Source organism: Staphylococcus caledonicus, assembly GCF_016238465.1.
GTDB classification, from domain to species: domain Bacteria; phylum Bacillota; class Bacilli; order Staphylococcales; family Staphylococcaceae; genus Staphylococcus; species Staphylococcus caledonicus.
The window spans coordinates 1,164,302-1,178,440 of the sequence record NZ_JABTXV010000001.1; the positions used below are offsets into that span (position 1 = coordinate 1,164,302).

The 14,139-nt window shown below is 32.8% G+C and carries 12 protein-coding genes; 3 read left to right on the forward strand and 9 right to left on the reverse strand.

Annotated elements, in window-relative coordinates; all coding sequences use genetic code 11:
• Positions 1 to 132 precede the first annotated feature (132 nt).
• Genes HS848_RS05815 through HS848_RS05825 form a run of 3 tightly spaced genes read right to left on the reverse strand, consistent with a single transcriptional unit; the run spans position 133 to position 5,649 of the window.
• A complete protein-coding gene (locus HS848_RS05815; protein ID WP_198611563.1) occupies positions 133 to 3,333 on the reverse strand; it encodes a DNA polymerase III subunit alpha in 3,201 nt (1,066 codons plus the stop codon).
• Positions 3,334 to 3,352: 19 nt separating this feature from the next.
• Complete coding sequence (locus tag HS848_RS05820) at positions 3,353 to 4,291, reverse strand: DHH family phosphoesterase (RefSeq protein WP_198611564.1); 939 nt, start codon at positions 4,289 to 4,291, stop codon at positions 3,353 to 3,355.
• A 59-nt stretch (positions 4,292 to 4,350) separates the two neighbouring features.
• Complete coding sequence (locus HS848_RS05825; RefSeq protein WP_198611565.1) at positions 4,351 to 5,649, reverse strand: DRTGG domain-containing protein; 1,299 nt, start codon at positions 5,647 to 5,649, stop codon at positions 4,351 to 4,353.
• A 229-nt stretch (positions 5,650 to 5,878) separates the two neighbouring features.
• On the opposite strand from HS848_RS05825, the gene HS848_RS05830 reads away from it, so the two are divergent.
• Complete coding sequence (locus tag HS848_RS05830; RefSeq protein ID WP_198611566.1) at positions 5,879 to 6,292, forward strand: universal stress protein; 414 nt, start codon at positions 5,879 to 5,881, stop codon at positions 6,290 to 6,292.
• Positions 6,293 to 6,426: 134 nt separating this feature from the next.
• On the opposite strand, the gene HS848_RS05835 is transcribed toward HS848_RS05830, so the two are convergent.
• A complete protein-coding gene (locus HS848_RS05835; protein ID WP_198611567.1) occupies positions 6,427 to 7,116 on the reverse strand; it encodes a metal-dependent hydrolase in 690 nt (229 codons plus the stop codon).
• Between the two features lie 159 nt (positions 7,117 to 7,275).
• On the opposite strand from HS848_RS05835, the gene HS848_RS05840 reads away from it, so the two are divergent.
• Positions 7,276 to 8,331, forward strand: coding sequence for a M24 family metallopeptidase (locus HS848_RS05840; protein ID WP_107508338.1), 1,056 nt, complete (start codon positions 7,276 to 7,278; stop codon positions 8,329 to 8,331).
• Between the two features lie 125 nt (positions 8,332 to 8,456).
• Here the strand turns inward: HS848_RS05840 and ald are convergent, their stop codons facing one another.
• Positions 8,457 to 9,578: an alanine dehydrogenase gene (ald, locus tag HS848_RS05845; protein ID WP_198611568.1), complete on the reverse strand. Its 1,122-nt coding sequence runs from the start codon at positions 9,576 to 9,578 to the stop codon at positions 8,457 to 8,459.
• 143 nt (positions 9,579 to 9,721) lie between these two features.
• Here ald and HS848_RS05850 point away from each other — a divergent pair, with 143 nt between their 5' ends.
• Positions 9,722 to 10,219 (forward strand): universal stress protein, encoded by a 498-nt coding sequence (locus HS848_RS05850; protein ID WP_107508340.1) that lies wholly within the window; start codon positions 9,722 to 9,724, stop codon positions 10,217 to 10,219.
• A 161-nt stretch (positions 10,220 to 10,380) separates the two neighbouring features.
• Here the strand turns inward: HS848_RS05850 and HS848_RS05855 are convergent, their stop codons facing one another.
• The 4 genes from HS848_RS05855 to HS848_RS05870 all read right to left on the reverse strand — a co-directional run bounded on the left by HS848_RS05855 (position 10,381) and on the right by HS848_RS05870 (position 14,108).
• Positions 10,381 to 11,577, reverse strand: a complete 1,197-nt coding sequence (locus HS848_RS05855) for an acetate kinase (RefSeq protein ID WP_107508341.1) — start codon at positions 11,575 to 11,577, stop codon at positions 10,381 to 10,383.
• Positions 11,578 to 11,658: 81 nt separating this feature from the next.
• Positions 11,659 to 12,606, reverse strand: coding sequence for a class I SAM-dependent methyltransferase (locus HS848_RS05860; RefSeq protein WP_198611569.1), 948 nt, complete (start codon positions 12,604 to 12,606; stop codon positions 11,659 to 11,661).
• Between the two features lie 130 nt (positions 12,607 to 12,736).
• Positions 12,737 to 13,231: a thiol peroxidase gene (gene tpx / locus HS848_RS05865; RefSeq protein ID WP_198611570.1), complete on the reverse strand. Its 495-nt coding sequence runs from the start codon at positions 13,229 to 13,231 to the stop codon at positions 12,737 to 12,739.
• 100 nt (positions 13,232 to 13,331) lie between these two features.
• Positions 13,332 to 14,108, reverse strand: a complete 777-nt coding sequence (locus tag HS848_RS05870; RefSeq protein ID WP_198611571.1) for a sulfite exporter TauE/SafE family protein — start codon at positions 14,106 to 14,108, stop codon at positions 13,332 to 13,334.
• Between the last annotated feature and the right edge of the window lie 31 nt (positions 14,109 to 14,139).

Genomic DNA, 14,139 nt, shown 5'->3' on the forward strand with positions numbered 1-14,139 from the left:
ATTAGTTTTATAAGTATAAAAATATAATGGTTATTTTCTATTTTAAACTAAAATTTTTCTAATAAAATAAACTGATGACTTTATTTTATTAATCATCAGTTAACTATATCATAATTTTTTTACTTATAAAAGTTATAAAAGTCTAATATCACTTGGTTTAAATAGGTCAATAAAGCGATTAAGCGATTGTTCATCACGCTTAATAAATCCTAAATGAGAAGTAGTGTTAGTTTGTTGATTATATATATTTACTTCTAAACTATTCTCAAATTTTTGAGATGCAAGATGTTGTTTAATACTATCTAAATCCTCTACATTTCTTAGGATAATTTGACGTGCTTGTTTTCTCTTGCTTATTTCAAAATCTTCAATGGTTTCAACTTGATTAATAATGAGCTGAAGTTGTTGATTCCGTTTCTCGAATTTCCCTTGAACGATATAAATCTCATTTTCCTGTAAAAAGGTCTCAAAACGTTTGAATTTGTCTGGAAATAAGACGCCATCAATAGTACGTCTTCCATCATTTAATACAACAAAAGCCATGTTTTGACCATTTTTAGTTCTAATTTGTTTTAACTGATCAAATTGGACAAGGATAGGCTTATAATTTGAAACATTAGCTAATGTGAAAATGCCTAGATATTGCTTACTAATAAATAATTTTTCTACAGGATGACTAGAAATATAGAATCCTAAATATTCTTTCTCATAGTTACTAATCATCTGATCGCTTAACTCTTCTTTATCTTCATACGTTTGTTTAGGCGTTAAAAGATTGAAAAGTAAATCATCTTGTTCAACATTTGAGACTTGATCTATCACTTGGTCAATTGCAGTTAACAATGTAGCTCTCGTTTTACCGAAGGCATCAAATGCGCCAACAAGTATTAATGCTTCTAATAATTTACGTGTTTTAATACGTTTTGGAATTCGTCGCGTAAAATCAAAAAAGTCTTTATATTTTCCATTCTGATAACGTTCATCCACAATTGATTTTACACTTTGGTAACCGACGCCCTTAATGGCTCCGAGAGATAGATAGATATTGGATTCTGTTGCTTTATAGAACCAGTGACTCTCATTAATATTAGGTGGTAAAATACTAAGCTGTTGATGTTTGGCTTCATCAATAATTGTTGCTGTCTTCGTTTCATTACCTACAACGTTACTTAGTATATTGGCATAAAAGTAATTGGGGTAATGAACTTTTAAATAAGCCATAATATAAGCTATTTTTGAATAACTCACTGCATGTGCTCTTGGGAAACCATAATCAGCAAACTTTAAAATTAAATCAAAAATCTGTTTACTAATTGTTTCATCGTAGCCGTTCTTAGTAGCTCCAGCAATAAAGTTCTGACGTTCATTTTCTAATACTGCCCTATTCTTTTTACTCATCGCACGTCTTAAGATATCTGCTTGTCCATAACTAAAGCTAGCAAATTTACTAGCGATTTGCATAATTTGTTCCTGATAGATGATAACGCCATACGTATTTTTGAGTATAGGCTCTAAATCAGGATGTAAATAATGTATCTCACTTTCTTTATGTCTACGAGTAATATATGTCGGTATTTCTTCCATTGGGCCCGGTCTATATAAAGAAGTCACGGCTACAATATCTTCAAAGTGTTCAGGTTGTAAACGTGTTAGTACTTTACGTACACCTTCAGATTCCAATTGGAAAATGCCGGTCGTATCACCTTTAGATAATAATTCAAAAACTTTTCTATCATCAAAAGGAATAGCTTCTATATCGATATCTATATTTAAATCTTTCTTCACTTGAGTAATAATTTGATGAATAATAGATAAATTTCTTAAACCTAAAAAGTCAATTTTAAGTAGTCCTAGTCTTTCAGCTTCTGTCATCGTCCATTGCGTGAGAAGACCTGTATCTCCCACTGTTAAAGGAGCATAATTGTGAATAGGTTGATTATTAATAATAATACCTGCAGCATGCGTAGAGGTATGTCTTGGTAGACCTTCTAACTTTTTACTAATATTAAACCATCTTTCATGGCGATGATTACGATGAACAAATTGTTTAAATTTCTCCTCTTGATACGCCTGATCTAACGTAATGCCTAATTGGTGAGGAATTAATTTAGAAATTTCATTCAATGTAATATCATCAAAGCCCATTATTCGCCCTACGTCTCTGGCAACTGCTCTCGCTAATAAATGACCAAATGTAACAATTCCTGCCACGTGATGTTCTCCATACTTTTCTTGAACATATTGAATCACTTTTTCTCTGCGAGTATCTTCGAAGTCAATATCGATATCTGGCATTGTGACACGTTCAGGATTTAAAAAACGCTCGAATAGTAAATTAAATTTTAGCGGATCGATGGTTGTGATTCCTAACAAATAACTTACTAATGAACCAGCTGAAGAACCACGCCCTGGACCTACCATTACATCATGAGTCTTAGCATAATGAATTAAATCACTTACAATCAGGAAGTAATCTTCAAAGCCCATCTCTGTAATAATATTAAACTCATGATTTAAACGTTCAACATAACGTTCATCATTATTAAGTTGTAAGTTATTTAACTTTCCAGTCAATAACGTCCATAAATAATCTTTAGAACTTTGATTTGAAGGAGATTCATATTTAGGCAACAAATTTTGGTGATATTCTATGTGAGCAGTACAGTTTTTTGCTAATTCTATAGTATTCGTCCAAATTTCTGTTGATAATTCAAGTTGTTGATAATCTTCTTTTGAAGGAAAATGTTCTCCAAGGTCTTGAATATCATGTACTAAGTCTAACTTGGTGTTATTTTTAATTGCTTCTAATGCTGGGATAGTATCTACATCGTCAGAATTAAGATATCTTGCATTTTGTAACCATACTACTTTTAAATCAAAATAATTATAATCGCTAGTATGATTAAGATACACGTATGTTGAATTTGTAAATTCATTAATGATAGCTTCATGTTCACGTTGTGCTTCTTTAAATATGATGGCTAAATTTGCAGAATAATGTTGTAACCACTCAATAGAAACAATATCTTTATTTTTCATATTAATAGCAGAAGATAGTTTATAAAGCGCAGTTAATCCATCATTATCACGAGCAAGAAGGACAGTTTCAATTGTATTTAGTCCATCAGATAATTGAATTGTCATTCCAAATATTGGTTTTATATTCGCCTCAACACATGCATCATAAAACTTAGGGAAGCCATATAGAACATTTGAATCAGTAATAGCTAAAAATTCATAACCATTGTGCTGTGCCTTTTTAACGACGTCATTTATTTTTAAGCTTGAATTTAATAAATCATAAGTTGTATGAATATTTAAATGCGCAACCATATATGACTTCCTTTCTAGATTATAATTTTTGGCGTAAAGCTTTAGCTAAGTCTTCAAATTCTTCCCAACTATATACTGAAACACCTGATGCGTTAGGATGGCCACCGCCACCAAATAGACTTGCAATATCGTTAATTACAATACCTTTTGAACGTACTCGGCATCTAATTTGATCGCCCTCATCTACACCAAACATCCAAATTTTCAATCCATTAATATCTGCCACAGTATTTACGAATTGAGAGGCTTCGTTTGGTAAAATTTGATACTCTTCTAAAATTTCTTTCGTAATTCTAACTTGGCAGTATTCATGATTTTCACTTAATTCGAAGTTTTGCAAGATATAGCCTTGGAATGGCATCACTTTTGGATCTTTCTCAGACATTTTATTTAACTCAACATTATGGTCAAATGGGAACTCTAATAATTGGCTAGCGACGTTCATCGTGTGAGGTGTCGTATTATTAAATAAGAAACGTCCAGTATCACCAACAATTCCTAAATAAAGTACACGCGCTACTTCTTTATCAATAATACTTACATCATTAAAGTAAGCGATAAAATCAAAGATGATTTCACTCGTAGAAGAGGCTTCTGTATTTACATAATTAATATCTCCATATTGATCTTCAGCTGGATGGTGATCGATTTTTATTAATTTTTGTCCATTCGCGAAACGTTCGTCATCTATACGTGGCGCATTAGCAGTGTCACAAACTATTACTAATGCTTCTTCGTATACACTATCCTCAACGTCATCTAAGCCACCAATAAATGTTAATGACTCTTCAGCCACTCCAGTCGCATAAATCGTCTTATGAGGAAACTTACGCTCTAAATATAGTTTAAGCCCTAATTGTGAACCATAAGCATCTGGATCCGGACGAAGGTGTCTATGTATTACAATCGTGTCCTTTTCTTCTATTTCTCGCATTATTTTATTAAAGATTTCATTCATATTATAAGCTCCTATTTTTTAATTTTTTAAAATGCAGACCCCTACATTTAATCATGTATTTAAATATCTTCAAACATTTGGCAAATAATCATAGCATTTGCTACTCTATCATTTCCACTTAGCATCGTCACTTCTAATTTAGCAAAATTCCTACCGACATCAAACATGTCATATTGGACTTGAATTGAGCTTTCAATCGATACAGTTTTAATATAAATGATATTTAAACTTTCTATCATGACGTCTACTTTTTTATATTTACGTAATTCATGCTTAATTGTTTCTTCGATAATCGCCACAAACACGGCTTTACTCAATGTGCCATATTGATTTGTTAGTAACGGAGACACTTCTACTGAAATATCATTTTGTGTAATCGTAATATGCTTGCCGATTTGATCATTGATAGTTTCACCGATTTGAGGTTGTCTACCAATGAGTTGCATCGCTTTCAAAACATCATCTCTTGTAATGACACCGATTGCTTTTTTATTCTTATTAGTTACTGGCAGTATTTCTATGCCTTCCCATATCATCATATGTGCGCAACTCGCAACGGTTGTAGTGAGTTCTACATTAATTGGTCGTTTAGTCATCACTTTATTTATAGAATCATTAGCTTGCATTTGTATGATTTCTTTACTTGTGACTATGCCGACTAATTTCCAATCTTTATCTACTACCGGAAATCGTGAATGTCCAGTTACTTTAGCACGTGATTTATAATCTTCAATTCCCATTTCATCAAAGATGACAGTCATATCATTAATAGGTTTAACTATATCATCAACTATTAGAATCTCTTTTCTAATCATTTGATTGTACATAGCCCGATTTATAATATTCGCTACTAGAAATGTATCATAGTTAGACGATAATATTGGTAAATGATGCTGATCAGCGTAATCAATAATCTTTTGAGAGGTTTTAAAACCACCCGTAATTAAAACGCCACTTCCTCTTCTTAATGCCTCTAATTGCACATCAGGTCTATTTCCAACGATTAATAATGTATGTTGGCTTAAATATTTAACCACATCTTTAAGTTCCATGGCGCCTATCGCAAATTTGGATACACTTTTGAACAGGCCATTTTTACCACCAATAACTTCTCCGTCAATTATCTTTAATATTTCATTGAACGTTAGATTTTCAATTTCTTCGCGCCGTTTCTTATCAATTCTCACGGTCCCTACTCTATCTATAGTTGTTACCATTCCTAGTTGTCCAGCATCTTTAATTGCTCTATATGCTGTACCTTCGGATACTTTCATCACCTTGGCTACTTTTCTAACTGAAATTTTCTGACCAACAGTTAACGATTCTATATATGCTATTATTTGTTCATGTTTTGTCATTCGACATACCTCTTCATAATGGACAGTGTTTTATATATTATAACTTTTTCATCTTAAAAAATCGATTTTGAAAAGCGTTAAAAATAATTAATGTATCAAACTTCGAACCATTTTATAGTGTAATTTAATCAATAATCAAAATAAGTTGGAAAAATATTTAATTATTAAAAATACATTTGTTGGAAAATTAAAATATCTTATATATAATTGAAGTGAGGAGGGATGACCTATGTATAAAAATATTTTATTAGGTGTAGATACGCAATTAAAAAATGAAAAAGCTTTAAAAGAAGTTTCAAGATTAGCAGGACAAGGTACTGTGGTTACTATTATAAATGCTATTGGAGAACAAGATGCTCAAGCATCAATTAAAGCCGGTACACATATTGATAAATTAACAGAGAAACGTAGCCACGATCTTGAAAAGACACGTAACGTGTTAGAAGATTATGGTCTAGATTACGATCAAATCATTGTACGTGGTAATCCAAAAGAAGAATTAGTAAAACACGCAAACAGTGGAAAATATGACATCGTAGTACTAAGTAACCGTAAAGCAGAATCTCAGAAAAAATTCGTTCTCGGAAGCGTAAGTCATAAAGTAGCTAAACGTGCTACCATCCCTGTATTAATTGTTAAATAAACATAACAATAACTCCTATTAAGGTTTAGATTATCAAGTATTAACTACTTGACATCTAATACATCTTAATAGGAGCTTTTTTAATTTATAAGTAGCATGAAAAATTACATTTTAAGTCGTGTAACTTTATTATATTAGAAAGAAACCTCGTCGCCAGGTTCTAGAATTTGAACTTCCCCTTCTGTTACAGCATTTTTAAATTCTTCTGGGTTTTGTTCAATTAATGGGAAAGTATTGTAGTGAATTGGTACAGAAATTTTTGGTTTAATAAATTCATTAATTGCGTAACTTGCATCATCTATACCCATAGTAAAGTTATCACCAATTGGTACGAAACAAACATCAACTGGATGACGGTCAGCTATTAGTTTCATATCACTAAAGAGTCCTGAATCGCCAACATGATAGATTGTTTTACCTTCTGCTTCAATAATTAAGCCCATTGGCATACCTAAGTATACTGGGATACCATCTTCATGAGTAAAGCTTGAACTATGAAAGGCTTGAACATATTTAACCGTACCAAAATCGAATTTAGCTTTACCGCCAATATTCATACCATGAACGTTTTCCACACCATGATAAGTAGTTAAATAGCCTTGTAATTCAGCAGAACCAATGACTGTAGCATGATTACGATTAGCAAGTTCAACTACATCGCCAAAATGATCGGCATGACCATGAGTTAAAATAATATAGTCTACATCAAGTGTTTGTTCATCTAAATCACATTTATCATTCCCTGAAATAAATGGATCTACAATAACCTTTTTACCATTACCTTCAAAATAAATTGTTGATTGTCCGTGAAAAGAAAGTTTCATAATAAAGCCTCCTAAATTCTTGGTTAATTCTAATATACCCTAGCGATGGGCAATTATAACACTAGCAATTATATAATTGAGTTATTTCATTCAATAGTTTTGAATTTATAGGTCATTAGACGTAAACTTAAGGTAACTCAATATTAGGAGGATTATTGTATGTCTAAGACTGAAGAAATTATAAAAACCTTACAAAGTGAACAAGCGGATGCAGCGTGGATTACTACCCCTCTAAATGTTTTTTATTTTACTGGTTATAGAAGTGAACCTCATGAAAGATTATTCGCATTATTAATCACAGCTGAGGGTAATAAAACGCTATTCTGTCCGAAAATGGAAGTGGAAGAAGTTAAAGCATCACCATTTGAAGGTGACATTGTTGGCTATTTAGATACTGAAAATCCATTTGATATCGCACCACATACATTCAATAAATTATTAATTGAAAGCGAACATTTAACTGTTAAACGTCAACGTGAATTAACACAAAACTTTAAAGTTCAAGAATACGGCGATATTGATCAAACTATTAAAAATTTAAGAAATATCAAAAGCGAATCGGAAATTGCTAATATTAGAAAAGCAGCTGAATTAGCTGATAAATGTATTGAAATTGGCGTGGATTTCCTAAAAGTTGGAGTTACTGAAAGAGAAGTTGTCAATCATATTGAGAACGAGATTAAAAAATATGGCGTCAGTGAAATGAGCTTTGACACTATGGTATTATTTGGCGACCATGCTGCTTCTCCTCATGGCACACCAAACGATCGACAACTCGAAGATAATGAATATGTCCTATTTGATTTAGGTGTCATTTATAATCACTATTGTAGCGATATGACTCGTACAGTTAAATTTGGCAATCCTTCAGAAAAAGCTCAAGAAATTTACAATATTGTGCTAGAAGCTGAAACAAGTGCTATCGCAGCAATTAAAGCCGGTGTGCCACTACAAGATATCGATAAAATAGCAAGAGATATTATAACAAACGCAGGTTATGGAGAGTACTTCCCTCACCGCCTTGGACATGGTCTAGGTCTTGAAGAACACGAATACCAAGATGTTTCTAGCTCTAATTCAAATCAACTTGAAGCGGGTATGGTCATCACAATTGAACCGGGTATCTACGTTCCAAACGTAGCTGGTGTGCGTATTGAAGATGATATTTTAGTCACTGAAGATGGTTATGAAATTTTAACGCACTATGAAAAATAAATAAGAGCTTAGCAATTAAAATCTAAATTTAATTATTTAATTTTAAATTCCACTCCACAATATATACCAAAAAGAGCCAGAGATGTTTAATATAAACATCTCTGGCTCTTAATTACTTTATTAAATTAACCTTCTTTTAAGGCATCTTCAACAGAAGTATATTCTAAACCAAATGCCTCAGCTACACCTTTGTGTGTAACGTGACCTTTGAAAGTATTTAAACCTAATGATAATGCATGGTTTGCTTTGAATGCTTCACGATAGCCTTTGCTAGCTAATAATTGAGCATAAGGTAAAGTTGCATTATTTAATGCGATAGTTGATGTACGTGGTACCGCACCAGGCATATTAGCTACAGCGTAATGTACAACTCCGTGTTTAACGTAAGTAGGATCATCATGAGTTGTAATCTTATCTGTAGTTTCGAAAATACCACCTTGGTCGATTGCGATATCTACTACAACAGAACCATCTTTCATTTGTTTAATCATATCTTCAGTAACTAAGCTTGGCGCTTTAGCACCAGGAATAAGTACAGCACCAATTACTAAATCACTTTCTTTAACTGCATTTTCAATATTTAATGGGTTTGACATAATTGTATTTACGCGACCATCAAATAAATCTTCTAATTCAGCTAAACGTTTAGGGTTAACGTCTAAGATTGTTACGTCAGCACCTAAACCTAAAGCAATCTTAGCTGCGTTTGTACCAGCTTGACCGCCACCGATGATAGATACTTTACCTTTTGGTACTCCAGGTACGCCGCCAAGTAAAATACCCATGCCGCCGTTAAATTTTTGTAAGAACTCTGAACCTACTTGAGCAGACATACGTCCAGCTACTTCACTCATTGGTGTTAATAATGGTAATGAACGGTCAGGTAATTGAACCGTTTCGTATGCAATACCTACTACTTTATTGTCAACTAACGCTTGAGTTAATTTTTCTTCATTAGCAAGATGTAAGTATGTGAATAAGATTAAACCTTCTTTGAAATATTTATATTCTTCTTCTAAAGGTTCTTTAACTTTGATTACCATGTCTACATCCCAAACTTTAGCTTGGTCAGATACGATTTCAGCACCTGCATGTTTGTAATCTTCATCTTCAAAGTATGAACCTAAACCTGCATTTTTTTCAACTAATAATGTATGACCTTGTTCAACTAATGCATGTACACCACTTGGTGATAAACTAACTCTATTTTCGTTATTTTTTATCTCTTTTGGAATACCAATTTTCATTCCATCCACCTCCATAACTATCGTAACTCTAAACCAATGAAAGCGCAATTAGAAAAAGTACACATTATTGTTAAAATTTAAATAATTCTTTTTATTTAATTCATGTTAGAATAGAATTAAGAAAAGCTAAGGGGGTTGTTAAGATGTTAACTTATAAAAACATTTTAATCGCAGTTGATGGTTCACACGAAGCAGAGTGGGCTTTCAATAAAGCAGTAGACGTAGCAAAACGTAACGACGCCAAATTGACAATTGTGAACATTATCGATTCAAGAACATATTCTTCTTATGAAGTTTATGATGCACAATTCACTGAAAAATCTAGAAGTTTCTCTGAAGAATTATTAAAAGGTTATCAAGAAGTTGCTACACGCGCAGGAGTAACTAATGTAGAAACACGTTTAGAATTTGGTTCTCCGAAAGCTATCATCCCTAAAAAATTAGCAAGTGAATTAGGTGTAGACTTAATTATGTGTGGTACTTCAGGTTTAAATGCGGTAGAAAGATTTATCGTAGGATCTGTATCTGAAGCTATTGTACGTCATGCACCTTGTGATGTTTTAGTAGTACGTACTGAAGAAATTCCAGAAGATTTCCAACCAGAAGTTGCTACTCCAGAATTTAGACAACAATATTCTTAATATTTCCTATCAAATGATATGGAAAAGGCTAGCGATGGAAACATCGCTAGCCTTTTTTAATACTCAAATATAAATTAGTTTAGGACGATGACTCTATCCATTTCTTCAACAAAATAAGACCTAGAACATTGTATGCTCTAGGTCTGTAAAATCATACTATATTATAATTCGCCAAATTTAACTGTGTCTCTAGCGATCATAACTTCTTCGTTTGTTGGGATAACGATAACTTTTACTGGTGAATGTGGATAGTTAATGAATCCTTCTTCTCCATGAATAGCTTCGTTTTTCTTAGGATCCCAATAGATACCCATAAATTCTAAGCCTTCTAAGACTTTAGCACGTACAGTTGAAGAGTTTTCACCTACACCAGCTGTGAAGACAATAACATCTACGCCGTGCATTCTAGTTGCATAAGAACCAATATATTTGTGAATTCTTGAAGCGAAGACATCTAAAGCTAATTGCGCACGTTCTTTACCTTCTTCTGCATCACCTTCAAGGTCACGTAAGTCACTTGATGTACCTGAGATACCAAGTAAACCTGATTCTTTGTTTAATACATTAAGTACTTCTTCTGCAGTTTTACCTGTTTTTTGCATAATAAATGGAACTAACGCTGGGTCAATGTTACCTGAACGTGTACCCATTGTTACACCTGCTAATGGTGTGAAGCCCATTGATGTATCAATTGATTCACCGCCATCAATTGCAGCAATTGAAGCACCGTTACCAATGTGACAAGAGATAATACGTAACTCTTCAATTGGTTTATCTAAAATTTCTGCCGCACGTTGTGATACATATTTATGACTTGTACCATGGAAACCATATTTACGAATACCGTAATCTTTATAGTATTGATAAGGTAAGCTGTATAAATATGATTGTTCAGGCATTGTTTGGTGGAATGAAGTATCAAACACTACTACGTGAGGAATGTTTGGTAATAATTTTCTGAAAGCACGAATACCCATTAAGTTAGCTGGGTTGTGTAATGGTGCTAATTCACATAATGATTCGATTTTTTCTTCTACTTCATCAGTTACTAAAGCTGAAGTTGGGAATAATTCCCCACCATGCACAACACGGTGGCCTGTACCAGCGATATCGTTAATATCTTCGATGATACCGTGTTTTTTGAAGCTATCTAACATGATGTTAATTGCTTCTTCATGGTCTTTGATATCTCTAACTTCTTTTACTTTTTCTCCATTTACTTCTACAGTAAAGATTGAGTCTTTAATACCAATACGTTCGATTAATCCTTTAGTTACTAGTGTTTCTTCAGGCATTCTAATAAGTTGAAATTTTAAAGAAGAACTACCAGCATTAATCGCTAAAACTAATTTAGACATATATATTGTCCTCCAATTTATTAATTAAATATCCATATTTATTTAACCATTAATACAGTTATAATTCAAGAATATCACAGTTTATTTTTTTAAGTGATTATCTTGCATCCATTGATTTAATTCAGATATAAAACCTTGGAACTGATTAGGGTTTTTAAAGTCAGGTATATTAGCTAAGAATACTTCAACTGGCTTAGTTTCATTTGGCTTTTTCTTTTGTAAAATTAAGATAGACTTTCGAGCATTTTCATTTTTAAATAATGTTTTAGGTAAATTTAAGAATGCTTGCATTTCTGTTTCTGTAGCAATGAAATTTTCTAACTGTTTTACATGTTCACCCTCGAACAAATTACTAGGCACAACTAAAAAGGCGTATCCAGTTTGTTTCAATGCCGTGATTGCTTGTTCAATTAGTAAATAATGCGAATAACTATGTCCTTCTTCGAAACCAAGTTTCATTTCTTTACTACGCTCATCTAATGGATAATATCCAATTGGGAAATCCCCTACTACAATATCTGCCTCTTCTAATGGTAAGGGCATAATTGCATCTTGTGGATAGACATCAAACGGAATTTCCAAGAAATTAGCTAAGTGAACACTTACTCTTGAAAGCACTGGATCCACCTCAATTAAATGATGCATCACTGTCTTGTCTTTTAATACTTCATTGACTGATGCACTTAAATGCCCAGCACCACTTGCGATATCAACGACATGTAATTCTTCTTTGTCTTCAGTAAATTTCTGAACTAAGAATCCTAAGACTAATCCAATTGAATCCGGTGTAATTTGATGGTTCGCTTGGATATTTTCCTCTTGCAATAAACTTAAGTACGCAAATTGAAATGCTTTTCTACGATCTTGCAATGTCGCTTGCTCTAATAATTCTCTTTTATTCTGATATACATCTTCCATAGCCAGTCCCAAGTTTTCGATAAAACTTTGACCATTTTCTTTATTTAATGCTTTAGATTTTTCATCTAATGTACGGAATAATTTTTCCATTACAGTTTGTTCTTCAGTCATATTAAATTCCTTTCCAACAAAAAAGCGCCCATACGTTTTATTTCTTTAAAATGGATAAAGATTAATACTAATTCGCATTTTCGAAATAAATATGGACACTTTCAATCTATGTCTTGTGATTGCCTAATTTTTAAATATTGCGGTAAGCTTTTAAAGCATCTTCAAAGTTAGGGAAGTCTGTACCTTCGCTAACTAATTCTTTATAAACTACTTTATTATTTTCATCTAATACAAATACTGAACGAGCTAATAATCGTAACTCTTCCATAACTACGCCATAATTTTCACCAAATGATAAATCTTTATGGTCGCTTAAAGTAATCACATTGTCTAAGCCATTAGAGGCACACCATCTTTTTTGAGCGAATGGTAAATCTGCTGAAATTGTTAGAACGACGCCATCTTCTTGTGCAGCCTCTTCGTTAAATTTACGAGTTTGTTGATCACAGACACCTGTATCAATTGAAGGAACAACGCTGATAAGTTTCTTTTGTCCTTTGAAATTATCTAAGCTTACTTCATTCAAATCATTATCTAATACTTTGAAATCTGGTGCTTGTTGTCCTTCTGAAACTTCAGTTCCTGCTAAATGAATAGGACTATTTTTAAAAGTAATTTGTGTCATATGGTATGACCTCCTAAATGAATTATGCATTATATCATTTATAATACGATAGCAATAAATCTGAAATCAATTATTTGATATTAAAAATGTTGATTTAGAGTTATTTACCTAATATTTGCATGATATAGTCGTAAGTATTTTTCAAAATAAGTAATGCCGTTACTATAATAAACAGTACTTTAACGTAACTCACACCTTTATTAATGGCGAATTGAGCGCCTACATATGAACCTATAACCATGCTTACTGCCATAATTAAACCATAGACAAAATCAACTTGGCCTAAAATGATAAATAATATCAGTGCCCCTAAATTAGATGCAAAGTTAAGTACTTTGGCATTACCTGCTGCACTCAAGAAATCGAATCCAAACATGAGAAGTACAAATAACATAAATGACCCTGTACCTCCGCCTAGAAATCCATCGTAAGCGCCGATTAATAACATCATCCCAACAAATATGATTGATTTACCTAAAGTTAATGTTGAAAAAGTTCGAACGTTACCCCATTCTTTCTTGAAAACTGTATAAATCAATACTAATGTTAAGATGATAATTACTAAAGGTTTGAGCACTTGTGCAGGTAAAAATGTGGCTAAACTCGCACCCCCAGCGGAGAACAAGAAAACGAAAGGAAATAGTTTTAATACTATTTTCAAATCTACATTTCCTGAACGCAAGAATCTAAACGCACTTGTAAGCGATCCAAATGCGCTAGCCAATTTATTTGTACCTAACGCCAAAGACGGTGGCATCCCTATAGCGAGCAATGCAGGGATTGAAATTAAGCCACCCCCACCTACTACTGCATCAATAAATGCTGCTAAAAATCCAAATCCTACAATAATAAGAATAATGTTTAAGCTTATATCCATGATGCATATCCCCTTTGTTTCATACTAAGAT

Bases quoted from the DNA above. Each gene is read 5' to 3' on its own strand.
- HS848_RS05815 (WP_198611563.1), bottom strand. From the start codon at position 3,333: ATGGTTGCGCATTTAAATATTCATACAACTTATGATTTATTAAATTCA.
- HS848_RS05820 (WP_198611564.1), bottom strand. From the start codon at position 4,291: ATGAATGAAATCTTTAATAAAATAATGCGAGAAATAGAAGAAAAGGAC.
- HS848_RS05825 (WP_198611565.1), bottom strand. From the start codon at position 5,649: ATGACAAAACATGAACAAATAATAGCATATATAGAATCGTTAACTGTT.
- HS848_RS05830 (WP_198611566.1), top strand. From the start codon at position 5,879: ATGTATAAAAATATTTTATTAGGTGTAGATACGCAATTAAAAAATGAA.
- HS848_RS05835 (WP_198611567.1), bottom strand. From the start codon at position 7,116: ATGAAACTTTCTTTTCACGGACAATCAACAATTTATTTTGAAGGTAAT.
- HS848_RS05840 (WP_107508338.1), top strand. From the start codon at position 7,276: ATGTCTAAGACTGAAGAAATTATAAAAACCTTACAAAGTGAACAAGCG.
- ald (WP_198611568.1), bottom strand. From the start codon at position 9,578: ATGAAAATTGGTATTCCAAAAGAGATAAAAAATAACGAAAATAGAGTT.
- HS848_RS05850 (WP_107508340.1), top strand. From the start codon at position 9,722: ATGTTAACTTATAAAAACATTTTAATCGCAGTTGATGGTTCACACGAA.
- HS848_RS05855 (WP_107508341.1), bottom strand. From the start codon at position 11,577: ATGTCTAAATTAGTTTTAGCGATTAATGCTGGTAGTTCTTCTTTAAAA.
- HS848_RS05860 (WP_198611569.1), bottom strand. From the start codon at position 12,606: ATGACTGAAGAACAAACTGTAATGGAAAAATTATTCCGTACATTAGAT.
- tpx (WP_198611570.1), bottom strand. From the start codon at position 13,231: ATGACACAAATTACTTTTAAAAATAGTCCTATTCATTTAGCAGGAACT.
- HS848_RS05870 (WP_198611571.1), bottom strand. From the start codon at position 14,108: ATGGATATAAGCTTAAACATTATTCTTATTATTGTAGGATTTGGATTT.